The sequence below is a fragment of the Fibrobacter sp. UWEL genome (assembly GCF_900142535.1).
GTDB lineage: Bacteria > Fibrobacterota > Fibrobacteria > Fibrobacterales > Fibrobacteraceae > Fibrobacter.
In genome coordinates this window covers 1-23,582 of record NZ_FRBE01000018.1, presented here as the reverse complement: position 1 = coordinate 23,582, position 23,582 = coordinate 1, and the positions used below count along the sequence as shown (strand labels likewise).

The following is a 23,582-nucleotide window of genomic DNA, read 5'->3' as shown; positions in this document are numbered from 1 at the left end:
TTTGGGTGTGGAATCTTTACTAGCGCTTGATGCTTGCGTTATCGCGTAAGCTTCATAATCTGGCGAGAGCCGCCGTTGGCGCTACGGATAATGTACACGCCGGGCTGCATGCCGCGAGCCTGCAACTGGTCACGAACCTGGTTCATGTCAACCGCATTCACCTTGGTGAGCATTCTGCCCTTGGCGCTATATACATAGAAGTCCTGTTCTTCGGCAACATTCAACTCTACAGAGTTAACAACAGGCAGAGCTTCTTCATTGGTACCGAAACGGATCCAGTCGATGTTTGCATAGGCGCCGGTGATTTCCACCTTCAGCACATGCTTGCCTGCAGTAACGGAGCCAATCTTTCCATCGATAGTGCCGTAGGTATCCCAGTCTTCGCCCTTGGGGACGAGAATGGTATCGGTAACAGCCTTGCCATCCATGTACAGCTTAAAGCCGCTTCCTTCAAGACCACTTGCCACGTTGGCGCGGAACAGGTAATCACCAGCTTCCTTCACGTCAACGGTAAATTCAAGCCATTCGCCCGGCTGGGTATAGCCAAGAGCATAGCCCTTGCAATCCTTTCCATCAGTTCCGCCGAGGCAGACAATATCCACGCCGTCATCCGGACGATAGACACCGCCTTCGTTTTCCATATCAGCGTCGTGGAAGCTCAGGCCTTCACCGCCCTTGTCGTAATTTTCCATCTGGATTTCGCCCGGGAAGGTATTTTCCGCAAAGGCTTCCTGCTTGACTTCGCCATATTCAATAGCGGGATACTTGGCATCCACCAGGCTAGTTTCCAAGTTGGGGAAACCGATGTTGGCAAGTACGGTAGGATCTTCCATCAGGCCGCGAACCGGAGTAATACGGAACTTATGCTTATAGGTATTCTTTGCGCCCAGCATGTAGGTGCTGAGAGGCTTTGCGCCCCAGCTGTTGGTGCCACCCAGGCCCATCTGCTGCAGGTCCACACGGAGGGTGATTTCCTTGTCACGCTTCAGATCCCAGGGCAGCTTCACGTCGGTGAGCTGTTCCGGAGTGTAGCGCAAGGTATTGAATTCCATGAGAGGAGAACCCACAACCATCAGGCCCTTGCCCTGTGCGTTAGTGAGCATCATCCATCTTGCATCGCTACGCTGACCGGTTTCGCCCACTTCCATATAGGGGACGAAGAAGTCATCCACGTTAGCGCTGTAAATGCCGGCATAGCTACCTTCACGACGGCCAACGTAGTTTTCTGCAGGACCGCGACCATACCACTGGACCTTTTCAAAGCCACCCGGAATGGTAAAGAGAGTACCTACGTTGGGAATATCCGGCTGAGCGGCATCCGGAGACAGAGTGTAATCCACCAGAATGTCGCCGCTACCGTAAATGGTGTAGCTCAATGTCATGGTAGAATAGCCGGCGGAAATGCCCAGAGTAAAGTCTACGCGGGTTTCGTTGTCGCTGACCTTAGTGACCTTGGAGCTATTCACCTTGCGGCCGCTACCAGCCTTGCGCCATACGCCGCTGACCTTTTCCATATTGTAGCCCTTGTCGTTATCCGTAGGAGCGCGCCAGAAGTTAGGTACGCCACCCTGCTGGATCAACTGCAGGCCATTCAACTTATAATTTTCGATGGTTGCGTTTTCCATGTTGATGGAGACAATGAAATCGTCACCTTCCACAGTCATGGAGCCATTACCTTCGGAAACCTTCTGCTTGGGAAGGCTGGAGAAGTCTACAGCCGGGATGTTACCCTGACCAAGCTTGACGGCAAACTGTTCATGAGCAATGCTAAAGCCAGCGTCACCCCAATCTTCCTTATTCTTCAGCTGGAAATCAATATCCAGCATATATTCAGAACCAGCCTTCAGTTCCGGCTTCTTGAATCCGATGGTCACTTCCTTCTTTGCCAAGGGAGCAATATCCAGGTCAGTGCCAGCCAGCTTGCCGGTAGCAATAGCCTTACCGTCTTCCTTCAAGGTCCAAACAGCATTCACATAATCCTTCAGGTTCAGGAAGTCAAAGCGGTTTTCAATTTCCACCAGACCCTTTTCCATGGACTTTTCGTGAACAACAATGTTACGATACTGATGCTTCACTTCCCACATTTCAGGCTGCAATTCGCGATCCGGAAGGACCAAGCCGTTGGCGCAGAAGTTGTCATCGTTAGGTTCATCGCCCCAGAGACCGCCAAAATTAAAGTACTTGGTGCCGTTGCGACGGAGACCCTGGTCGATAAAGTCCCAAATGAAGCCGCCAAACACGCGGGGATTATCATAGAAAGCCTTTACGTATTCCTTCAATTCACCCACAGAGTTACCCATGGCATGTTCATATTCGCAGAGCATCCAGGGCTTGTTATTGTTGTTGTAAGTAGCGGCAGTCCAGTCGCTGCAATACATACAGCTATTCACGTCGGCGTGGTCGTTATCACCTTCGTAATGAACCGGACGGGTTTTATCAGCCTGATGGGCGTATTCCTGCATAGTGCCGAACACATTGCCCCAGCCAGCTTCGTTACCCAGGGACCAGATAATCACAGAAGGATGGTTCTTGTCGCGCTGAATCATGGAGCTGATACGTTCCACAGAAGCGCTACGCCAGTTGTCGTCGCTCTTAGGCACCTTATCGTTTGCGCCATGAGTTTCCAGGTTGGTTTCGTCAATGACGTAGATACCGTACTTGTCGCAAAGATCGTACATACGGGGGTCATTGGGATAATGAGACATACGGAGAGCGTTAATATTGAACTGTTTCATCAGGAACACGTCCTTTTCCATCAGTTCATAACTCATAGTATGGCCATAATCCGGGTCAATTTCATGGCGGTCCACACCGCGCAAGATCACGGGAGAATTGTTCACGTAGAAACGGGTAATGCCGTTGCCATCCTTCTTGAGTTCAACCTTACGGAAACCGATACGGTTACTTTCCACCTGGATGGTCTTGCCGGCGGCATCCTTCAAAGTCAGGACGAAAGTATAGAGGTTAGGAGTTTCGGAACCCCACTTCTTTACAGAAGCGATAGTCTTGCTAAAGCTGATTTTTTCTTCCTTGCCGGCGGCAACAGAAACGGTAGACTTGTCGGTAGATACTGCTGCGCCAGAAGCATCATACACACCCATTTCCAGAGTGTAGGAACCGGAGGCGGAGCTAGAAGTATTCTTCACCCAGACGCTAGCATCCAGAGTACCATCAGAATAATTGCTTGCCAAGGAAGCGTTTACCTGGAAGTCCTGAATGTGAGTCTTGGGAGTAGCGTAGATGTACACATCACGATGAATACCAGCCAGACGGATAAAGTCCTGGTCTTCCATCCAGGAGCCATCACACCAGCGGAACACCTGTACGGAGATGTTATTCTTACCGCTGCGAAGCTTATCGGTAATATCAAATTCGTGGTCGGTGAAGGAGTTTTCGCTATAGCCAACGTACTTGCCGTTCACCCATACGTAGTAGGCGGATTCAACACCTTCGAAATGGAGGCGAATGCGCTTGCCGTCCCACTTTTCGGGAACGGTAAATTCGCGACGATAATGACCCACGGGGTTAAACTTGGTGGGAGCTTCCGGAGGGCTAATCCAGTCGTTCTTATTCCACGGATAGATCACATTACTGTAAATGGGATGGTCGTAACCATAAATCTGCCAGTTACCAGGAACCGGAATTTCGTCCCACTTGGAAACGTCATAGTTATCCGCATAGAAATCGTTGTTACGCTGTGCAGGAGCGTCTACATGATAGAACTTCCAGGTGCCAGACAAAGTCTGATACCATTCAGATCCGCGACGGTCCATCTTCAATGCTTCTTCCAGAGAAGAATACGGCATGGAAGTCACATGGGGAGTAAGCGTATTCACGCCAAAGATCGTAGGCTTGCCATTCCATTCGTTATTAGGCTGAGCCACAGCAGCAACAGCAGAAGCCATTGCAACACTCAAAAACAAACTACTAGTTTTCATAGTATTCCTCACAATTACCAACACTACAAAGATATTCCTTTTGATCAATTTTTAAAACACTTTTTTCAACACTCCTATGGACAGTTTATCCAAATATGTCCATCGTGGACAAACAATGAATGGCGACGATTTCCCATCAGAACAAGAAAGGCTCTCGCCTTAGCGAGAGCCTTTCTCAACGTTCCGTATTTAGAACAAAGTATTTACTACTTCACCTTCACCATCTGGGACTTCTTGGAGGTTACATTGCGGAGCATGTAAACACCCTTGGAGAAGCCAGCGCTGATCATTGCTTCGGAGAAGTTTGCACCGTTGGAATGAATCATGCCAAGCTTCTTACCCTGCATATCGAATACATTGTAAGAGGCGCCAGCATTCACCACCTGGAAGTTCTTGACCAAAGCATCCTTGTTATCGCCGCAACTTTCTGCACCGATGGGGCACGGATCTTCTTCGCCCTTCGCAACGAAGTTGAAGTAATCAATATCGAACCAGTCTGCTGTTGCGGTAAAGCGCAGAATGTGCTGACCCTTGGTGAGCTTGACATCTGCAGAAACCTTGCTGTAGGAATCAAAGTTCTGAGCATCGTCTTCACTCTTTCTTGCAGCGGGAACCGCAATATCCTCGGTAACGTCTTCACCATCCACAGACAGCTTGAAGCTAGAGCCACCATCAGAAGCCACAGCGGCATACATAGTGTAGTCACCATCCTTGGCAACGTCCACAGTGTATTCCAGCCATTCGCCATTGGTAATGTATCCTACGACAGTGCGTGTTGCGCTCTTCTTGTAGATATCCACTGCGGGAGCGTCTTCGCTACGGTACTCGGAGCATTCAGCTTCCTTGCCTTCGTCGGTGCAGGAATGATTTTCAGTATCGCTATCCTGGAAGGAGCTGTTACCGCGGCCCTTACCCGGCTTGTCGAAGTCTTCGGCTTCGATCTTACCCGGAATTGCCCAAGCCTTGCCACCGAACGGTTCCTGAGGAACTGCAGTTGCGGAAGTTTCGAAGTACCAGTAGTCAAACTTGAAGTTGCCAGACTTAAATACGAAATACAAGTCTGCAACGCCATCGGCACCAGTCACTTCGAAGGAATTTTCCTGCCAGGTATCGCTTGCGGGAACCTTAATGGTAGACATCAGCGGACCAGTAGCAGAACCGGAATGAAGTTCAATCACGCCGGAGCCACCCTTAGTGCAAACCACGATATTATCGGCACCATCACTCATGTCCACGGAACGGACCTTGGTCCAGGAACCCGCATTCATGTTGGTGAGATAAACAGTCTTGCCTTCGCTTTCAACATTCTTGATAATGGTGTAACCACCAGCCTTATCCACAGTAATGCCTTCCACCCAAGCCTTGGTTTCGGCCTGAACCTTTTCGTAAGGATCCAAATTCTTGATAGGCTTAGTTACACCATCATCCGTCATGCGGATGGTAGGAATGGTACCATCGGCACCCCAGGTAAATTCTTCCACTGCAGAAGTACGGGAATAGCCACCAGCACTGGGAACGCGGCGCTGGTTATGGTAGAAGAAGAAGCTACGGCCCTGGAAATCCACAATACCGGAATGTACCGTAAATGCAGAGCCCGGTTCGCTGCTAGGCATAATGGTTCCCTTATACTGCCAGCCGCTTGTAGGCTTATCACTCCAGGAATAGTCAATGGATTCGGGAACGCCGCCAGCAGCATAGATCATGTAGTACTTCTTGCCGCGCTTGTGGATCCACGGGCCTTCCGTATACTTGCCGTTAAAGCTAGCCATGTCCGTAAGCTGGACACCACCGTCGCATTCGATCATGTTGTCCTTGAGAGGGCAGAAATAGAGTTTGGGGTTACCCCAGTACAGGTAAGCCTTGCCATCATCATCAATCCATACGGTAGGGTCGATGTAGTCCCAGTTAGGACCAGCCAAGTGCTTGCCGTTCAGAGCATCCTTAAAAGGACCTTCCTTGGTATCGGCAACAGCCACGTTAATGGCGCGGCCACCCTTGGTAGATTCAACAGTCACATAGTAGTAATACTTGTACTTGCCGCTGGCATCCTTACGACGGATTACCTGAGCAGCCCAGTCGCCATTCTTCTTGGCGCTACCGTTAAAGTCGCCTGCTTCCAGGATCAGCTCGCCCATATCGGTCCAGTTCACCATATCGGTGGTGCAGGAAACGCGCCAACCATGCATGGTAAAGAAGGAACCACCTTCGTCGTTACCGGAATAGGAGCAAAGCGTATCGCCGAATACAACCGGAGCCGGGTCCGGAGAATAATATGTCTGGATAATGGGATTATCCGCCATAACGGAAGGGACAATTCCCAAACCGAATGCACCAAAAATAGTGGGTGCAATCCACTTTTTATAACTCTTCATCATAACAAAACCAAACCCTTTTAAAAGTTCTCTCTAAAAATATCTCCAATTTCCGCCCATGTGAATAGCCGTAAAAGAATTGCTCTGGACAATTTGTCAAAGGGCATATGCGCTAAAAAGCGCCAAAAACGCCGAAAAAAGCGTCTTCGTGATAATCATCACGTAACCAAGGTCTAGTGATTAAAAAATCCCGAGGGAGAACCTCGGGATAACACTAAAGCAGAATCGCAGGGATCTTACTTCACGTTCACGCGGAAGGAGGAACCGGAGGGTGTTTTCACCATGTAGATTCCGGAATCCAAGACCTTCGTGCGGAGAAGATCGCGGGCTTCGCGGGAAGATGTTGCGTTGACATAACCCATGAGGCGGCCCTGAGAGTTATAGATCTTGTAGGCACCGACGTTAGCTACATCCATATCCAGCTGGAAGCGGGTAGCACCCGGGACGATTCCATCGGTATTCAGTTCGTCTTCGGTAAGGGCGAACTGAATCCAGTCCAGATTGCCGTAAGTACCGGTGATTGCCACACGGAGAACGTGTTCGCCCTTAGGCAGCTTGGCAGTCTTGCCTTCCACATAGCCGTAGGTCACCCAGTCTTCGCCCTGAGGGATAGCGATGGTGTCGGTAATGGCTTCACCATCCATATAGAGGCGGAAGCTTGCCACATCAAGACCGCTGGCCACATTGGCGCGGAACACATATTCACTTTCCAGAATGACGTTTACGGTGTATTCCAGCCATTCGCCCGGATTGGTATAGCCAATTGCATAACCCTGGCAATCTACGGTATTCAAGGTATCGGCGCAGCCCAGGCCAACCACATCCACGCCATCTTCACGATAGACGTTGCCTTCGTTGACGAAGTCCTTATCGCTAAAGGAAACGCTCTGGCCACCTTCATCGTAGTCTTCCAGCTGGAGGGTACCCGGAATGGAGTGTACCACGCCGTTAAAGGGAGCCTGAGGAACCGTGTTGGAGAAGTCCGGCAGCGGGATTTCGGTAATTTCCTTGATTTTCTTGAAGTCCTTTTCGATACCTGCATTGTCTGCAGTATTCTGATTCCAGTAATCGCTGGACTGGTTAATCGTGTTGGTACCAGCCTGGTTCTGGCCTACGCCACCTGCGGCATTCTTGAACACGTTTTCCTTGACGGTAAAGCCGCTGGAACCTTCATCCAGATAAATAGGCACATTCCAGTAGTCAGCCCACTTGGAGGTGGTGTTATCGTGGATGTAGTTATACTGGATTTCACTACCGGTACCCTGGTTGGACAGGGTGTAAATCGGGCCTGCATCGCAGAGCAAGCGGGCGATATGGTGGATTTCATTCCAGTTCACATGGTTATTGGTCATGGCCGTCTCCTTCTTTGTCCAGCCAAAACCAATGGAAATACCAGAATAGTTGGTATAGGAAACTTCGTTATGGACAATCTCGATATAGCGCGGAAGACCGGCACCAATACCTACAGCGCCCTGGTGTTCTGTAGTCACGTTGTTGACCAGGTTATTCTTGATGGTATCGCGAGTGCTGATTTCTTCCTTGTCGCTGGGGTTGTAAGCTTCGTGAATTTCGGTAGTGGAGTCCTGAGCGAACTTACCGATCATGATACCGGCAGCACCGATATTAAAGAAGGCATTGCCCTGAATCATATCGTCGTTAGTACCGGAGACAAAGTCAAGACCAGTTGCAGCCAGCTGGGAGAAAACGTTCCCCTGCACCTTGAAGTGATGGGCATTTTCAACACGGAACGCAGCATCCGGACGCCACAGCAAATACTTGTTACTGTTCAAGGTGCCAAGGCCACCACGTTCGGGGTCAGAAAGCACATCCACGTTGAAGTTGGCGGCCTGCAAATCCAGGAAGCCTTCGTCGCTGGGGCGCAGGTAGTTGGTGTGGCCGAAGTACAAGCCTTCGAAAGCCATGTAGCCCACCTTATTCTTGGTGTCCTTGCCCAGAACGTTGAACAGAGTGTTGATACGGGGTGCCACGACGTTGGCGGTTCCCATGTTTTCGCCTTCGCGGGCCTTATAATAAAGGACATGTTCCTTTTCGTCCAGGAACCATTCACCCGGAGCGTCAATAAAGTCGTAGGAGTTTTCCAGATAGTAAGCCTGCTGCTTGGGCGGGTTACTCATGAAAGCGGTACCCAGCATGGGATAAGCACGATGGAACAGCTTGGTACGTTCAGGATCCTTGGGGATCAGCTTGGAAGTGCCGCCATTATTCTGGATCTTTTCCAGACGGAGGATGTTTTCGGACCAGGCGATCATCAAGTGGATTTCCACATTGTCCGCATCCTTAATCATCTTCACATCGTCGGTAGAAACATCAAAGGCACGGCCCGCGGAGTCCACCTTAGTGAGGCGCTTGAAATCATGGTCAATTTCACTTGCCATATTGGGGTAGCAAGCGCGAACGGCCTTCTTGTTGTTCACATACAGCTGGCGGAAACGGCCTTCTACGCCTTCTGCCTTCCAGATGTTATTAGCTTCGTCGTGAATGGTCCAGCCCGTAATGGGCATACCGCCAGTAATCAGGGGCTTTTCGCCATCGGCAGCCTTATAGCGCACGTAATGGCCGTTCTGACCGCCGTCCTTTTCGTCAAAATTGATGGTATTTGCCAGCTGGTAGGTACCTTCGCGAAGGATCACCTCGATGTCGCCGGTCATGGTGCCGTTAATGGCACGAACAGCCTTCTGGGCTGCTGTAATTGTCTTGAAGGGAGCGTCCTTGGTTCCCTTGGCAGCATCGCTACCATCGGGAGCTACATAGAAGGTTGCCTGAACAGCAGCCTGAGAGAGGCTTGCCAAGCCAAAGGCAGCGCACAATGCAGCCTTATTGACCATACTCTTAAAAACCATATTTCCTCACAATTTCCGGCCACACCACTGGCCGAACAAACCAACATGAGTAAAGATATGTTTCGGCAGGAGCAAATGAAATAGCGCAAAAAAACATCCCGTGGACAACTTGTCAACGGGACGCCTCCAAATCTGGCGAGAATTCGCGGGAAAAAGAAACACCAAGAAGGATGCCCGGCTCAACAGAAGTACCCGCTGACGCTAGCCCAAACACAGTCCAAACCTAACTGCGGTTGACCATGACACCAAAAAAACATGGTCAACTCTAGCATCGCCTGCTTCAGCCTTTATGCCCCACAGCCCCATCGACTCGTGGGCGGCATCCTTCTTGGCGTTACCAAAAAAGTCTTATCAAGAATATACACCAGGAAGTTGCAGATAGCACAAAGGCTCCCTCAGGAGCCTATTCTAAAATGGAAGAGAGGAAAAACCGTGACAATAATCAACGAATTTTTGAAAAACAAAGTTTTTTCGGGGAAACACTACTTTGGCAATTTCAAAATGGCTATATTCTTTGTCGAGGTTATTACCTGGCTAATACACGGGGTCTGTAGGAGGATTCCACTAACAGCTCGACGACATTACCTTGCGTATCGCGAAAGCGGTGCGATAGCCTCTCTCTATATAACATCATCTCCTTAAAACAACAGCCTGCGGGATTATTCTCGCAGGCTATTGCTTTACGCGGGCGCGGGCAGCGCCTTGTTTTTGAGAAGGTGCAGCGGGCGGATCGCAAGCGGGGTGAAGCGGGCGGATCGCAAGTGGGGTGCAGCGGGCAGCGCAATCGCGGGTAAAAAAGCGTAAATCGGCGGAAAGCTAGTGCAAATCCGGCGTTTTTCAGGAATTCGTACTAGTATTTTCGTCTGACGGAAGCCCTGTGGTGGCAAATACTAGTACGAATCCGACATTTTCCGCATTTTTGCACTAGTGCATCATGAGCGAGGCTTTACGGACTAGTACGAAAATCGACATTCCCGTATTTTTGCACTAGTATTTTCGCCCAGCGGCCACCTCACAGCAGCGCACGCTAGTGCGAATCTGGCATTTTCAGCTTTTTCGTACTAGCGTTCAGGCGCACCACCCGCCAAAACACCTCAGACAAACTAAAAATGCTAGTGCAGATCCGAGGATTAATCCCGATTTGCACTAGCATTTTGCGAAAACGGACATTTTACAACGACCTAATTCCGCCGACCCGACATTGCCCAGCCTGCCCGACGTTCAACGACCCGCTAGACATCCTCCTTCTCTACATACCAGAGGTGGACTTGCTGGGTGCCCGGAGGGACATCTCCCTTCAAGTCCATACAGATGATATTTTCCGCGGTGTCAAAGTCATCTGGACAGATGACCTCATTGATGCGGTCCATGATTTCACTGAACTGGCGGAGCAGTAAATCCCCACCGTGTTCCACCACGATAATGCAGGACTCCACCCGAGGCAACTGCTGCAACCAGCCATCCACATCCTGACGGGCGCGGCTAACCAGAGCGCCATCACCCGAGGTGCGGCTAACCCGATGTTCATCACCCGCGGCGCGGCCCGCCGGAGCGTAACTCCCCGAAAGGTGACTGGACGACCCGCGGCAAACCTGAGCATCGGAGCAATCAACTTGAGGGCCACTGGACGTGTCGCGGAACACCAGGCGTTCATAGACCATATGGCCGTACATTCCTGCCAGGGACGCAACATCATTATAATCCAGGGATACTGTATTCCCGTCAGAGCACGCACGCTCCAGAACTTCCAGGCATTTTTCAGCGGACTCCGTCTTAAACAACCTGCTAAAGACAGTCACCTGAAATCGGCCCGACGTTTCAATCCCGCGGTTCCCCGACGTACCTTCCCCGCGGCAGCCCAACGTTTCAATCCCGCGGAAGGGCGAATCACCTTCGGGCTTATTCATAGACACAACGATCTCCGTCCCGTTGCTGCGGGAGGGATCACTATCCTTCAAAAGCTGAAACATTCTCATGATATGAATCCTTGTTGATACATGTAGCGGAGCATAATATTGTGTAGCTTGCCGAAGGCTTTGTCGTAGTCGCAGGGGTCTTCGGAGATGGCCAGGATATGGAAGAAGCTCCATCCGAAGCGCACGTCCAAATCCATTCGATATCGCACGAAACCCAGGCCTTCCTTCAGCTCGATCACGTAGGTGGCCGGGCGGGGGCTCGTCAAAAGTTGGGGCGCAACACGGTCGGTGCTGATTCCGCCAATCTTCACGTAGGTGCGGCAATCCCCATCTTCGTTATACAGGTACTTCTCTCGAGGGTTTTCGTCCTGAAGACGCATGAACTCGATGGGCATCATATTTACCACGGCTTTTAGCTTCATGACTACTCCTTTTTTGCCAAGGGGGATTTCCCTTTTGCGGAGCATAATGTAGATTAGCTATGCGACACAGTTTGTCGCGTTGTTTTTCAGGCGAAAAAGGGGCTAAAATGGAAGACTTAAGCAAAAGCGACCGCATTATCAGCCTGCTGATCCAGATGGTGCAGCACCCTAAAACCAGCTATTCCGTGAGCCAGCTCATGGCCGCCCTAAACTTGCCAAAGGACCAGCGGCGCAATGTGGAAAGAGACCTGAAGGCCCTTACGGACATGCCCGGGTCCGTGGTCATTTGCGAGGGAAAGGCGCCCCGAAAAACTTACCGCCTGGGGCTTGTGGTATTCAACAAGTTCGACATTCCCGACTTTAACGAGCTAATCCTGAAGTTCGTATTCCTGCGATGCGTCTCCCACATTTATCCCGGTACCGGCGACCTGATCGAGGAACTGACCCAGCGCACCTTCGACAACTTGCCCGTTGCCCAGCAGGAAAAAGAAAAGTCCATTTTCAAGGACATCAGCTCCAAGGTCCTGTATATGGGCAAGACTGTGGAAATGGACGACACCGCCAGCGAAAAGCTGAAGGTTATCCTGGACGCCATCCGCACAGGCCACATGATCACCACCACCTACGACCAGAAGGGCAAAGAATCCGAAAGGCTCCCCCTGGCCATTGTGGTATACCAGAGCTCCGTTTACGTGGCATGCCGCAGACACGGCGATCCCCTGGCCATATACGCCATCAAGCTGAACCGCATCCTGGACGTAGCAAAGAGCAGGAAAACTTTTACCATTTCCCAGGAAACCTGGGACAAGCTTCAGAAGAAAGTATCCGACCTGGACTTGTTCGACGATGACGACGAGCCCATCGACATCCGAGTCTCCTTCCCCCTGAGCAAACGAAAATTCGTGGAGGATGACGATTTCCACCATTCCTCATCCTTCGAGGTGAAGAAGGGCAAACTCTACATGTCCATGCGAGTGTGCAACGGCACCCAGTTACTCATGTGGATCATGCGCCACAGCGTCAACGACATCGAAATTCTGGAACCCGACTGGCTGCGAGACGAAATTCGTGACCAGGCCCTGGACCTGGCCAACAGGCACCGCACCAAAAATTAAACGAGAAACAAAGCCGATTAAGTCTTAGCGGTTCCAGCCGTTGGGGGCATCCACTTCGATAAGGGGCTCCCCGCCGCCACCAAGGTTATGGGTTTCCACGGCGCTCTTAATACCCAGCCAGCCACGCATTCTCTTAACACGATCAGAGGAGGTATTCTTAGCCTTCTCTGCTTCTAATTCAGACTTATTATCAACAGAGTTATTCATGTGCGTAAAGATAGATAAAATCAAATGCTATTATTCACATATGGATTTTAGGAATATTTCAAAAACATTGTTTGGTGCAACTATTTGCGCATTCACCTTTGGTTTGGCGGGGAACGCTATGGCAACAACTCCTTTCACCACCGTTCCCTGGAACGGTCACGTAGGCGCCGCAAGCTTTACCTTCGACGACGCCATGGACGACCAGATCAAGAACCTCACCCCCATTCTGGAAGAACTGACCGACGTCAGGGTCACCTTCTTCCTTTCCAACATGGGCGGCAACCGCCTCACGGCAACAGGCGCAGGCTTTGCAAAACTCGCCAAGATGGGTAACGAAATCGGCAACCACACCGATGGACACTTGCAGCTCCCCGACCAGAGCGACGACAAGCTGAAAACAGAAATCACTGACTTTGCCGACCAGATTGAAAAAGTCATGGCAGACAATGGCGCCGAAGTAAACGTCACCGCAGTAGCCACCCCCTACTGCAACAACAACGAAAAAGTCTCCGCCGAAATCGACAAGCGTCAATTCATCAACCGCGACTGTGGCTGGCATGGCCGTAACGACTGGGATACGGAACCCAAGTGGCTGGGCATGGCCTCCCGCGTTTGGAACTCCTCCGAAACCGCCACCGCAGAACTTTTGAGCGCCCTGGACACCGCCGCATACATCGGCGACTTCGGCGCAGCCAACCCCTGGGAAGTGCAAGTCAAAGGCGGCTCCTGGCTAGTCCTCCTGAATCACGGTGTCTCCGACGAAGGCGGCATGAGCATCACCCCCGCGGACATCAAGAGCGCCTTCAAGCGCGCCCTCGAAAACAACCTGTGGACCGCCCCCTTCAGCACCGTAGGCGCCTATCACAGAGCCCACTTCACCCTGGACAAAGCCGAAGCAATCAAGGACGGCGAAGGCTACAAAGTCAGCTGGGAACTCCCCCACCAGCACATGCCCAAAAGCATCCCCCTGAAAGTCAAGCTCACCGACGACTTCCTGAAAGAAGCAGGCTTCACCACAAACGACAACATCGTCCTGGTGCAAGGCGGCAAGGAAATCGCCCCCGACGCCCAAGGCAATTACACCCTTGAATTCACCGCCCTCAGCGCCACCATCCGCAAGGCATCCACTCTAGGCCTTGGCACCCCGAGGCAAAATAAACAACCCCGCGAGAATACACAAGCCAGTAATAAAATATACGACCTGAACGGAAAGCATCTAAAGCAAAACAGAGACGTTCACGTTATTAAAGTTTTCGGGAAGTAATTTCAAAACAAAAAGTCTCCTTCTTTCGAAGGAGACTCTTTTGTTATCGAGTTGGAGGAAAACTAGTATTCGATTTCTTCAAGATACGGTTCGTTCTCTACAGGTTCAACATACTTCTTAATCACATCCTTTGCCATGGTCTGGGTAGGAATATTAAATGCAGAGAACGTAACAAGGACATTAGATCCATAAGTCACGACATGCTTGGCAGCGGCTGCCATACCGGTATTGTTAGAAGAGCCATTCAACTTATATTTCATTCCAACATCTTCAGTACCTTCTTCACCATCAACACGATTATCTACATGGTCTACACCGTAACCGATCCAGGAGCTATTAAAGCCAGCATCGCAGCTTACAATATCATACTTTCGAGTATTGTAGTTAAAGGTGTTATATCCACACCTCCTTACAAGACGACCCACGGTCTTAACAGACGTTGCAGGCACAGGGTAATAAATCATGTGGCCCATGTAGCTCACATAACTCAATGCCCAAGTTTGAAAGAAGCCATTACGCCACCTTGAATAACCCGGGTTGGTCAAATCCATAATACGAGAACGGCCAACTACACGGTATTTTCCCATGGTATAGTAGGAAACGGAATCAATTTCGGATGCATCAGTATAGGTTTTCTTGAGAGCCTTGGAATCACCGGCATAGACGCAGTCGTTAAACAAGACCTTGTCATCCAGGAGAACTTCGCCAGCTTCAGTGCTTACGGATTCGTAATCAGCAGTCGCAGCCAAGTATTCTGCAGTACAAGCATAGTCACCGGGCTTTTCAATGGATTCATAGTAAGCCTTGTCGCTCTTCAGTCGCTGAGCATAAGAATCCAAAAGATCATCAAAAGCTTCCGCATCAGCAACAACCAGCTTTTCGCGGTTCATAACCTTGGCAACCTTTTTACCACTTGCAGCATCAATGGTGAGACGTTCACCATTTTCGCCGAAGAAGAAAATCGGGAGTTTCAGTTCTTCAACCTGAGCAACTTCATGAGAAGCCTTGTCAGCAGCATCGTTGGATGCGTTAGCAATGGATTCTGCAGTGGAACTTTCGCTACATGCAGTAAAGAGTGCTGCAGCGCCGAGAATGAACATAAAGGATTTTTTCATCATAATCTCCTTTTTTAATTGATGAATCCTTAAGTGAGTTTGTGTATAAACTAATCGAGCAAAACAACCAATTCTTTTTTCAACGCCTTTTGGCATAAGTCGAGACATTACGCAGAGCAGCTACGCTCTGCGCCATGGCAGTAAAATTTTTCACGGGATCCTCCTAACGGATCGTAAAGTATGTGGTCAACTCGTACTACGTTGTACAAAGTCGGGCCAAAAAGAATAATATTTCAGACAAATGTCAATGACATTTTTTTCGTACAAAAGACGGCGTCAAAAAGAAATACAACATCCATCATACAGATGTTATACAATAGCATCGTAAAAAAAATTATAACAAAGCTGTTTAAGCTTCGCAGTCTTCTATTAAGGCTATTACGAATAGCAACGGTTCTTAAGAGATAAAACTTGATACATAAAAACGCAACCATTGTCATATTTAGGCTTTACATGATTGTGAACAAACATTTCCTCGTCAGGAGGCAGACGCAGGAAGCCCATCTTTTCATAATGTTCCATCAATCGCCCACTAGGCAATGCATATATGTATAATGAATTAACACCTATCAATTCAGCAACGGCTTTAACCGTTGGAACAACAAAATATTTGAATACATAAGCGCCAAGATGTTGCATTTCTCCCGTATGCCGAGCTTTGTAGTTACAATCCATAGCAAAATTTGAGAGTTCAATTGCAGGAACAGAATCAAAAGAAGATCCAGAAACAGGTCTCGTGATTAAACCAGTCCTCAAGGAAAAATAACCAGCGAGTTCTTCTGTTACACGATCCTTTATCAAGTACGTTCTGCTGAGATGTTCTACTTCATCAGAAACTGCGCAATGCCTTAGATAAATTTCCAGCCCCCTAGCATTCGGAGATGTTTCAAATTTTTCAACAAGCAAACTATTTATTTCGTTGTCAAAGAGGTGCTCTACAGAGTATTTCAGGGTATCGAAAACTTCGATAGATGCAATCATTTCCTCTCCTTTTTAGGAAGGAAACCTTCTCTAACATGCATTTCTTCTACACTTTTCTCAAACTCCTCGCAGATTTTGTCTAGTTCAGTAAAATCCGGTGGCGGAGTACGAAGAATTGTTCCAAGGACGGGCTCTGCATAGAGTCTTTTGTAATAGTCTTTGTCTAGGATTCGCATTTTTGTCCCCTTTCAGTCATTAACGTTAAACACGTAGCCAATTTCTCGACTACATCCATTTTGTTCTATTTGGAATGTTCCAGCTGTTGTTGCTGGTGGGAACCTGTCGCGAATGCACGTACGGACTTTTACAAGTCTATGTCGACGGTCACAGGGATTAATGAATTACAGAATAAATATACGCAATTCCGGGAGAGATGTCAAATCAAACCGATTCAATCAAAGCCTTGAGCTTTTTCAGCAATTCCACCAGATCATTCCTGAAGGTTCCATTCAGGACTTTTTCGTATTGGGCCGTAGACCAATGCTTGTAAGGAGTCCAATAGTTATGCACGATTGGAGTCGCTTCCTGCATGGGGACCATAATGGACTTCGCGAACTTCTCACGAATTTCATTCCGCTTTTCCACGGGAATGTCATCCTTCTTCCCCTTACAATGAATGCCGAAAATCAAATCCTGGAAGTTTTCCTTCTGCGGGGCCAAAACTACCGTGTATTCAGAATCCATCTCCAAAGTAATCAGGGCATAAATCTGTTGCAAGGGCCGATCTTTGGAGGCCTTAAAGCCCACAGCCTCTGCAGCGGCAAGGATTTCATCCCACAGGCGATCCATAAGCTTCTGATAAATAGTATTCTGATTGTTCATCAGGTGAAAGAACAGCCCAAGGTATTCATCATTTTCACAAACAAGCTTCGCAATATCCATCTTTTCTTCCTGCATCAAGGTTTTCCCCGTCAGCTGTTTCACCAAATTCAAATACTGTTTGATAATTTCCCGGAGCACCGGAATGTCCCCGACAATTTCCAGGCAATCCTCAAGCCATGACACAATCAGAGAATCATAGCCCACGGGCAGATAATCCGCGGGCGTCAACTCGAACAAACTTGCCGCAGACGCGCACTTGCCATTCAAAGTCAGGTAAAGCAATTTAGCCTCGGGATCAAACTGATGGTAACGCCAAAGCTGCCTATCCTGATCTTCGGCCTCAATCTTGTTTTCAATAATCAGCGACTTACTCGGATCATCAATCGCCTTGACATAGATATCGATTCGGCCATCCTGAAAAGGGAATTCCGTCAACACGGAAACCAGCCCATCGTACTCAACCCCAATCCGCTTATAGAACAGGCGCAAGAACCTATTACCCATCTTGTGGGTTCCGCAGGGATTGAGCAATTCCGCAATGAACGCAGAATGTTTCAGCTCGCGATTGTACAATCCAAGAACATTGAAGATGTTGAAAGTGTTTTCAACATTTTCCTCCAGGGGTCGGTACTTTTCCCTGATTGCCCGCAACCGGGCAAAGAAACTATCTACTACGGATTTATTCATTTTGCGAAATAGCCACCGTTCTTCGGAGCGCCTCTAAACTCTATTTTTTCATCATCAATCAAAGACTTCAAATAACGCTGTGTAGTACGCAGGGCCAATTCAAGTTTTGACGACAAAGCAGGAGCGTTAACACCCGGATTCTTTTGAATTTCTGCAAGAATCTTCTCGTGTAAATTTACACCGCCATTTTTCTTTTGCTTTTTACCGCCAGTAGCATTTACACCGCCACTATTTTTCAGCAGTCGCAACAAGTCCATCTGAGTCGCAACAACACAATCGGCAACAAAATCAACAAAGACATTCTCATTAGCATGGGCAGCCTCAAGAGCGCCCACATATTCTATACGACGAATCGCAGGAATCAGCGCAATGGTGTATTCACCGCGAAGCAAGGCCAAATTCATTAACAAGCGGGCCATGCGGCCATTGCCATCAACAAACGGATGAATAAAGACAAATCTTTTATGGACCTCGGCTGCGAATTCAACGGGATGAAGTTTCTGTTCGTTTTTATTGAACCAAGAGACGAACTTCTTCATTTCGGCAGCAATCTTTTGATGCTGCGTTACCGTATAGTGGCTACCACTTATAAAAACTGGGACAGAACGATATTTTCCCGCATTTTCAGGATCAATCTGCTGGTAAAAAAGCTGATGAAGCTTCAAAATATCAGATTCTTCAAGAGTCTTGCGTTTCGCCAGTTCATGAATATGGTCATAAGCCTTGGCATGCCCAACAGCTTCGTAAACATCGCGCAAGGGCTTGCCATTGACAGTCAGACCATCCTCAATCACGACCTTCGTTTCCGTTTCCGTAAGGCTATTGCCCTCGAGAGCATTACTTGAGTACGTTAATCCAACACGATAAAACTCTCGCAAAGACTTGAGAGTCTCCTTTGGAAGAGGACGCATCGCCAAAAGTTCTTGATTATTCGCCGCAGCCTTTTTCAAATTTTCGGAAAGCATTTACACCGCCATTTTTTCGTTATAAATATACACATTTACACCGCCAAACGGCAAAAAACTTCAATTTTCAAACACATTATAGTAATGCGCCAGATAAGCCTTGACGCCTTCGGCCTTGCACACATACTGGTCTTGCAGATAACCGATATAGCTATCGATTAGGTTTCGTACTGAATCGTCCAGGCGATCGTATTCGTTATGCCATGAGGCGCCGGGTTTCAGTTTTCCCGAGCCGCCACGAAGAATCCATGCAGGATCGTTAATGGCAAAAAGCTTGTAGCCTAGCGTCTTTGAGAGTTCATTCAACTTTTTCAGCTTACGGCCACGGAAGCTCAATACAACTCTAGGCTGTACAACCATCAGCTCCTGCTCCACCAGGGCGTCGTTCAATGCCCAATAAGCCTCCCGTTCCTCTTTTGGAAACTTACCCATTCCGTAGTCAGGATTCACATCCTTCTTTCCTGAATTCAGCGGATAGTGCGTCTCGAAATCAGTTGAATGAATCCCGCATTCCCTAAACCTATCCCCAAGAAAAGGGACATAAGGCGGAAAGACTGCACCATTGTCTTTCTTTGACGACATATTCTCAAGAATAGACGGACCAAAGGATTTGCAGAGGTCGCAGCCTTGAAATTCTGTTATTAAAGAAGCGAGGTCTTTTTGCGTCATATATTGTAGGAAATTTAATCAAGGTTTTAGGATTCAGTATCCATTTCCGCCCCCAAGAGTTTCTCTAGCTCTCGTTGCAGTTCATCCCTATTTGGCAAGTAGAGTTGGTAACGGCTTACAATATCTTCAGGCTTTTGAAGTTGGATTCCATTCTTGCTCTTTTCCAGTTCACATTGCTTGGCATAAAAGCCGATTTCAAGTTCAGAATCAGACTTTAAAATCTCGGCGTAGTGGCTCCAGCTCAATTTTCCAGACACTGTCTGGAATTTTGGGAAACGTACATAAAATTGCCTTATCATAAATAGGTTGCTTCTGCTAAACCCCTTGCCATAGGCCACCGTCAAATCCTTGGACAATCGAACAAGAAGCTGGTCGCCGTAAGAAGCCCGGACATTTCCTTTCTGTTCGAACTCTACAATATGCCGGCCAATATTCCAATACGTTCGTACCAGGGCTTCGTTTACAGTCTGCAAGGCCCTTCTACGATTTTCTGCAAGCAGCTCGCCAATGCTAGATACAAGATCCTTATAGTTCTTATTAGCAACTACTTTGGCAAAAGAGACAATCTCCTTTGATTGCTTTTTCATTTCTATGACTTGGGAATCGTCTCGCAGCGCTACTAGGTGGTTGTATCCCCTCGGTCTTTCGCCCTCTGCAAGAATTAATCGCCTCCCCGTTCTGCGACACCAGATTCGTCACCTGGCTAGCCGATGGTTCCCGCACCAAGGCCTGCAACGCCGCCGGAAGGATTATCTTGATACAATAAATATAACTAAAGATTTTGACACTTTACTGTCAAACAAGACCCCGCACGAAGCCAGGGTCTAGGGTTTTAAGCGCCGATGTGCAACATAAGCGGCCTTAGTTTCAGCGACAACCAGGGGCTTTTTATGAGCAATCTTCTTAGGAACAATCGTCATCTGAACATTCAGAGCATTCAATATTTTTAGAATCGTCTCAAAACGAGGATGGGAATTCTCGCTAAGGGTCTTGTAGAGGCTTTCTCGGCCCAATCCTGTCGCTTCAGAAATTTGCGCGACACCCCGAGCCTTCGCAACATACCCGATTGTTCTCATGAGGACAGCGGAATCGTTCGACTGCAAGGCATCATTTAAAACACCAGCAATCACCTCTTCACTATCCAACAGTTCAGACAGATCAAGCTTACTTACTTTCATTTTCAAGTCCTTTCCACATCAGTTTAGCACTTTCAACATCTCTTTGCTGCGAAGACTTATCTCCACCACACAAAAGAAGAATAACCGTTTGTCCCCGCATGGCATAGTATATTCTATACCCTGGCCCACAATCTATTCGAATTTCAAAAACACCCTCTCCAACAGATTTTACATCACCTAAATTTCCAAGTTCAATTCTTACTAGACGAGAGAAAATTCTTTGCTTCGCTTGAACGTCTTTTAATGACTGATACCACATAAGGAACTTCTCTGTCTTTTCAACCGTGTACACCGCGACCTCCTAAATGTATCTATTAGGATACAAATTGTCAAGAGAACATCACTTTACACATACATGTAAAATGACCAATCTATTCTAGGGTCAATCGCCCCTAGCATTTTTATAAGGGAAGGCGTCCTCGTCGCGGAACTCTTTAGGCAATTACGCCATACCGCAGTCGCGAAAACATTTTGTCATGATCAAAATATAATCAATAATTTTGACACTTTACTGTCAAACAAGACCACGCACAAGGCCAGGGTCTTGGGTTTTAGGATTCAGTATCCATTTCCGCCCCCAAGAGTTTCTCTAGTTCTCGTTGCAGTTCATCCCTATTTGGCAAGTAGAGTTGATAACGGCTTACGATATCTTCTGGTTCAGAATCAGACTTTAAAATTTCAAAATAATGACTCCAAGTCAATTTGTGAGACAGCGTCTCACATTTTGGAAGGTCCTTGTAACCTTTTTTTGTTATGACATCAGCAAAAGAAACCACTTTCGTCATAGAATAAGCACCTTGTCAATGAACTTGTCTAATGCATCATGCATGTACTTTCGGTCGCTTTGTGCAACTATCAATCCACGATAACCATTCCACAATGCATAACGGCCTCGTTCGTCTTTAATGCATTCAACTTTAATCGTTTCATAGTGCCAAAGAAATGCGACACACGGTTCGTCAACACCTTCAACCTCAACAACGCTAATTCCCATAGGCGGAACAATCCCCGCCTGAACAAGACACAAGTCTGTTTCAAATTTTTTCTGCAACGTTCCGTGAAAATACACAAACGGCAGCGCAAGATATTCCTGCAAGTCATACTGGTCTGTAGCTGGAGCGAATTTCATTTTTTCTCCTTAAAAGGGTTCAATACCTTCTCAACGGAATTATGAATTAACCATAACCAATTCTGGCTATGTCTATTTATTTTGTTTTGGAGATGTTCCAGCTTTTATTGTTGGCGAGGGCCTTCCTCGGCGTTACTTGATGCGGCCAGGCCGCATTCTCGAGCAGGTCATGTTCCTGCCAGCTATCCAACAACATCAACTAGATGGTTAATGTACCCTGCCGCGAATGCATGTACGGACTTACGCAAGCCTATGTCGACTGTCGCAGGGATTAATGAACTACGGAGTAAATATAACTAAAGATTTTGACACTTTACTGTCAAAAAACCAGACACCAACACAACAATCTTCTATTTTTTTACATTCAAGGCATGAACATCCTCAAGGACATATTGCGTTACATTCTTCTGGTTCCATTATTTATTTTGGAACTTTTGGCGAACGCAATCATTGCGCCCATATGGATAGCCCACGACAAGTTCGTCCACTGGCGAGGCGTCAGACTCGCCAGGAAATACACCAAGGATCGTTAGAAACTCTCACCAGTGTTGAGAGTCTTATTGTTCGAAATAAAAAAGACGCGACAAGCATATCATTTTGTTGACGTCAACAAAATGATTACTCTCGACACTCGGCTTTAGCCTTTTTATATAGCTCACGGAGTTTCACATCCAACGGATTTGAATTCGAACGGCGATCATATTCATACGATTCCCGATCAACAATCACACCATCCTCATCAATGACCTTGCAGGAACCAGGATTTCTTCCATAATTGGGAATTCCGCATTCATAAGTATCATACCCTTTGCGGACTCTCTTGTAATGATGAATCGATCCGTATTTATTGACAACGAATAATTGATAATCGTTCCCCCTTCGAAAATAGATAGAATCCTGGGCTTCTTCGCCACCACCGCCCCAAAGACTCGCCAGCCCATCAGAACTTGGCTTAGGAGGGACTTCTGGCTTGTGAATTATCTCCTTCTTGCAGCCAGCGAAGGCGCATATTGCGGCCATTGCGATTAAAAGGGCAATCTTCTTCATAATACTTCTCCTTAGAACTTTTTTAATCCATCCAGGAAAAATACTCTTTATTTTTGACACTTTAGTGTCAAAAACAAGACCCCGCACGAGGCCAGGGTCTAGGGTTTTATGACACAAGTAAGTACTTCGCAGTTCATTTAATATTATATTCAGATTATGAATGAACTTGATGAACTTCAACAAGAAATAAATCACCTTGCATATTCAACCTTTACAAGGACGTGTAGTCTTCTTGGTAAAGATTTATTGGAAAAATTTTCAATTCCACTGATTCCAAGAATTACACAGGAATATTTCAACCACAGGCTAGTGATTCTTGGCCAAGAAACATCTACATGGTATGGAAGAGCTTGGTATGATAGTTGCGGAAACAACAACCCATTATACAAACACTTCAATCTATACGAATTTATCAATGCCCAAGAGGACGAAGTCAGGAATATTTGTCAGATATGCCGCTATGACGACTTCACACTTTATGGTGGAGCTCAAAATAGAAAAGGCTTTTGGGAATTCAACAGAAAAATATGTAGAGAGGTTTTAGAAGACCCCATAGAGGCTAATAAGCCTCTTCCTTTTTGCTGGCTAGATTTATTTTGCGTTGAAACCGTAGAATACGATGGCAAGAAGCCCTCCCAAGATAAAAATCTAGCAAATACTGTTGTATCCATGCAGGAAAACCTATTGTACGAAATACTTAAATTAATCAGGCCAAAAATAATATTAGCAGAAACACACCACAAAAATGATATGTTTCTGAAAGATTATGCGTTAGGTGACCCAAATGCGCTTGATATTCCCCCCTTCCTCAGGTCAAAATGTCCGCTTTCAATTTCTAAAAACGGGGCGGAAAGGGGACTTTCATGTCCAGAAAAACTACCGATACAACCCTCA

The 23,582-nt window shown here is 47.6% G+C and carries 21 protein-coding genes; 4 read left to right on the top strand and 17 right to left on the bottom strand.

Annotated elements, in window-relative coordinates:
- Positions 1–38: 38 nt before the first annotated feature.
- From BUB59_RS11280 to BUB59_RS11255, 5 genes are all read right to left on the bottom strand, one after another.
- Positions 39–3,938 carry a beta-galactosidase, LacZ type gene (locus BUB59_RS11280; protein WP_159433366.1) on the bottom strand — a complete coding sequence of 1,300 codons (3,900 nt, stop codon included), beginning with the start codon at positions 3,936–3,938 and terminating at the stop codon, positions 39–41.
- A 206-nt stretch (positions 3,939–4,144) separates the two neighbouring features.
- A complete protein-coding gene (locus tag BUB59_RS11275; RefSeq protein WP_234980033.1) occupies positions 4,145–6,313 on the bottom strand; it encodes a family 43 glycosylhydrolase in 2,169 nt (722 codons plus the stop codon).
- 233 nt (positions 6,314–6,546) lie between these two features.
- Positions 6,547–9,171, bottom strand: a complete 2,625-nt coding sequence (locus tag BUB59_RS11270; RefSeq protein ID WP_073230015.1) for a carbohydrate-binding protein — start codon at positions 9,169–9,171, stop codon at positions 6,547–6,549.
- 1,232 nt (positions 9,172–10,403) lie between these two features.
- On the bottom strand, positions 10,404–11,141 hold the full coding sequence (locus tag BUB59_RS11260; RefSeq protein ID WP_073230011.1) for a hypothetical protein: 738 nt from the start codon (positions 11,139–11,141) through the stop codon (positions 10,404–10,406).
- A gap of 2 nt (positions 11,142–11,143) precedes the next feature.
- Positions 11,144–11,509, bottom strand: coding sequence for a hypothetical protein (locus BUB59_RS11255; protein ID WP_073230009.1), 366 nt, complete (start codon positions 11,507–11,509; stop codon positions 11,144–11,146).
- A gap of 107 nt (positions 11,510–11,616) precedes the next feature.
- On the opposite strand from BUB59_RS11255, the gene BUB59_RS11250 reads away from it, so the two are divergent.
- Positions 11,617–12,624: a helix-turn-helix transcriptional regulator gene (locus BUB59_RS11250; protein ID WP_073230007.1), complete on the top strand. Its 1,008-nt coding sequence runs from the start codon at positions 11,617–11,619 to the stop codon at positions 12,622–12,624.
- Between the two features lie 24 nt (positions 12,625–12,648).
- On the opposite strand, the gene BUB59_RS11245 is transcribed toward BUB59_RS11250, so the two are convergent.
- Positions 12,649–12,831 (bottom strand): hypothetical protein, encoded by a 183-nt coding sequence (locus BUB59_RS11245; protein ID WP_073230005.1) that lies wholly within the window; start codon positions 12,829–12,831, stop codon positions 12,649–12,651.
- Between the two features lie 118 nt (positions 12,832–12,949).
- On the opposite strand from BUB59_RS11245, the gene BUB59_RS11240 reads away from it, so the two are divergent.
- Complete coding sequence (locus tag BUB59_RS11240) at positions 12,950–14,095, top strand: polysaccharide deacetylase family protein (protein WP_159433365.1); 1,146 nt, start codon at positions 12,950–12,952, stop codon at positions 14,093–14,095.
- A gap of 62 nt (positions 14,096–14,157) precedes the next feature.
- Here BUB59_RS11240 and BUB59_RS11235 read toward each other — a convergent pair whose 3' ends face one another.
- From BUB59_RS11235 to BUB59_RS11185, 10 genes are all read right to left on the bottom strand, one after another.
- Positions 14,158–15,213 carry a hypothetical protein gene (locus BUB59_RS11235; protein ID WP_073230001.1) on the bottom strand — a complete coding sequence of 352 codons (1,056 nt, stop codon included), beginning with the start codon at positions 15,211–15,213 and terminating at the stop codon, positions 14,158–14,160.
- 375 nt (positions 15,214–15,588) lie between these two features.
- Positions 15,589–16,191 (bottom strand): hypothetical protein, encoded by a 603-nt coding sequence (locus tag BUB59_RS11230; protein WP_234980032.1) that lies wholly within the window; start codon positions 16,189–16,191, stop codon positions 15,589–15,591.
- A 381-nt stretch (positions 16,192–16,572) separates the two neighbouring features.
- Positions 16,573–17,700, bottom strand: coding sequence for a PDDEXK-like family protein (locus tag BUB59_RS11220; RefSeq protein WP_073229997.1), 1,128 nt, complete (start codon positions 17,698–17,700; stop codon positions 16,573–16,575).
- A complete protein-coding gene (locus BUB59_RS11215) occupies positions 17,697–18,665 on the bottom strand; it encodes a Fic family protein (protein WP_073229995.1) in 969 nt (322 codons plus the stop codon). Before BUB59_RS11215 ends, BUB59_RS11220 begins: the two co-directional genes overlap by 4 nt.
- Positions 18,666–18,725: 60 nt before the next feature.
- Positions 18,726–19,247 (bottom strand): hypothetical protein, encoded by a 522-nt coding sequence (locus tag BUB59_RS11210; protein ID WP_143160362.1) that lies wholly within the window; start codon positions 19,245–19,247, stop codon positions 18,726–18,728.
- A gap of 113 nt (positions 19,248–19,360) precedes the next feature.
- Positions 19,361–19,921, bottom strand: a complete 561-nt coding sequence (locus tag BUB59_RS11205) for a DUF1016 N-terminal domain-containing protein (RefSeq protein ID WP_073229991.1) — start codon at positions 19,919–19,921, stop codon at positions 19,361–19,363.
- Between the two features lie 237 nt (positions 19,922–20,158).
- Positions 20,159–20,512: an addiction module antidote protein gene (locus tag BUB59_RS11200; protein WP_073229988.1), complete on the bottom strand. Its 354-nt coding sequence runs from the start codon at positions 20,510–20,512 to the stop codon at positions 20,159–20,161.
- Positions 20,499–20,804, bottom strand: coding sequence for a type II toxin-antitoxin system RelE/ParE family toxin (locus tag BUB59_RS11195; protein WP_073229986.1), 306 nt, complete (start codon positions 20,802–20,804; stop codon positions 20,499–20,501). The genes BUB59_RS11200 and BUB59_RS11195 overlap by 14 nt, the downstream gene beginning before the upstream one ends.
- A gap of 259 nt (positions 20,805–21,063) precedes the next feature.
- Positions 21,064–21,297 (bottom strand): DUF1016 N-terminal domain-containing protein, encoded by a 234-nt coding sequence (locus BUB59_RS11190; RefSeq protein ID WP_073229984.1) that lies wholly within the window; start codon positions 21,295–21,297, stop codon positions 21,064–21,066.
- On the bottom strand, positions 21,294–21,641 hold the full coding sequence (locus BUB59_RS11185) for a hypothetical protein (protein ID WP_073229982.1): 348 nt from the start codon (positions 21,639–21,641) through the stop codon (positions 21,294–21,296). The genes BUB59_RS11190 and BUB59_RS11185 overlap by 4 nt, the downstream gene beginning before the upstream one ends.
- A 274-nt stretch (positions 21,642–21,915) precedes the next feature.
- Here BUB59_RS11185 and BUB59_RS11180 point away from each other — a divergent pair, with 274 nt between their 5' ends.
- Entirely contained in the window at positions 21,916–22,245 is a 330-nt protein-coding gene (locus BUB59_RS11180) for a hypothetical protein (protein WP_143160361.1), read from the top strand.
- 14 nt (positions 22,246–22,259) lie between these two features.
- Here BUB59_RS11180 and BUB59_RS11175 read toward each other — a convergent pair whose 3' ends face one another.
- The gene (locus BUB59_RS11175; protein ID WP_143160360.1) at positions 22,260–22,688 is read right to left on the bottom strand and encodes a hypothetical protein; all 429 of its coding nucleotides are present in this window, start codon (positions 22,686–22,688) and stop codon (positions 22,260–22,262) included.
- A 156-nt stretch (positions 22,689–22,844) separates the two neighbouring features.
- Here BUB59_RS11175 and BUB59_RS11170 point away from each other — a divergent pair.
- A partial coding sequence (locus BUB59_RS11170; RefSeq protein WP_143160359.1) for a hypothetical protein occupies positions 22,845–23,582 on the top strand: 738 nt, incomplete at its 3' end.

What these genes read in the sequence shown, in the direction of transcription:
- BUB59_RS11280 (WP_159433366.1), bottom strand. Translation starts at nt 3,938, where the DNA reads ATGAAAACTAGTAGTTTGTTTTTGAGTGTTGCAATGGCTTCTGCTGTT.
- BUB59_RS11275 (WP_234980033.1), bottom strand. Translation starts at nt 6,313, where the DNA reads ATGATGAAGAGTTATAAAAAGTGGATTGCACCCACTATTTTTGGTGCA.
- BUB59_RS11270 (WP_073230015.1), bottom strand. Translation starts at nt 9,171, where the DNA reads ATGGTTTTTAAGAGTATGGTCAATAAGGCTGCATTGTGCGCTGCCTTT.
- BUB59_RS11260 (WP_073230011.1), bottom strand. Translation starts at nt 11,141, where the DNA reads ATGTTTCAGCTTTTGAAGGATAGTGATCCCTCCCGCAGCAACGGGACG.
- BUB59_RS11255 (WP_073230009.1), bottom strand. Translation starts at nt 11,509, where the DNA reads ATGAAGCTAAAAGCCGTGGTAAATATGATGCCCATCGAGTTCATGCGT.
- BUB59_RS11250 (WP_073230007.1), top strand. Translation starts at nt 11,617, where the DNA reads ATGGAAGACTTAAGCAAAAGCGACCGCATTATCAGCCTGCTGATCCAG.
- BUB59_RS11245 (WP_073230005.1), bottom strand. Translation starts at nt 12,831, where the DNA reads ATGAATAACTCTGTTGATAATAAGTCTGAATTAGAAGCAGAGAAGGCT.
- BUB59_RS11240 (WP_159433365.1), top strand. Translation starts at nt 12,950, where the DNA reads ATGGCAACAACTCCTTTCACCACCGTTCCCTGGAACGGTCACGTAGGC.
- BUB59_RS11235 (WP_073230001.1), bottom strand. Translation starts at nt 15,213, where the DNA reads ATGATGAAAAAATCCTTTATGTTCATTCTCGGCGCTGCAGCACTCTTT.
- BUB59_RS11230 (WP_234980032.1), bottom strand. Translation starts at nt 16,191, where the DNA reads ATGATTGCATCTATCGAAGTTTTCGATACCCTGAAATACTCTGTAGAG.
- BUB59_RS11220 (WP_073229997.1), bottom strand. Translation starts at nt 17,700, where the DNA reads ATGAATAAATCCGTAGTAGATAGTTTCTTTGCCCGGTTGCGGGCAATC.
- BUB59_RS11215 (WP_073229995.1), bottom strand. Translation starts at nt 18,665, where the DNA reads ATGCTTTCCGAAAATTTGAAAAAGGCTGCGGCGAATAATCAAGAACTT.
- BUB59_RS11210 (WP_143160362.1), bottom strand. Translation starts at nt 19,247, where the DNA reads ATGTCGTCAAAGAAAGACAATGGTGCAGTCTTTCCGCCTTATGTCCCT.
- BUB59_RS11205 (WP_073229991.1), bottom strand. Translation starts at nt 19,921, where the DNA reads ATGAAAAAGCAATCAAAGGAGATTGTCTCTTTTGCCAAAGTAGTTGCT.
- BUB59_RS11200 (WP_073229988.1), bottom strand. Translation starts at nt 20,512, where the DNA reads ATGAAAGTAAGTAAGCTTGATCTGTCTGAACTGTTGGATAGTGAAGAG.
- BUB59_RS11190 (WP_073229984.1), bottom strand. Translation starts at nt 21,297, where the DNA reads ATGACGAAAGTGGTTTCTTTTGCTGATGTCATAACAAAAAAAGGTTAC.
- BUB59_RS11185 (WP_073229982.1), bottom strand. Translation starts at nt 21,641, where the DNA reads ATGAAATTCGCTCCAGCTACAGACCAGTATGACTTGCAGGAATATCTT.
- BUB59_RS11180 (WP_143160361.1), top strand. Translation starts at nt 21,916, where the DNA reads ATGAACTACGGAGTAAATATAACTAAAGATTTTGACACTTTACTGTCA.
- BUB59_RS11175 (WP_143160360.1), bottom strand. Translation starts at nt 22,688, where the DNA reads ATGAAGAAGATTGCCCTTTTAATCGCAATGGCCGCAATATGCGCCTTC.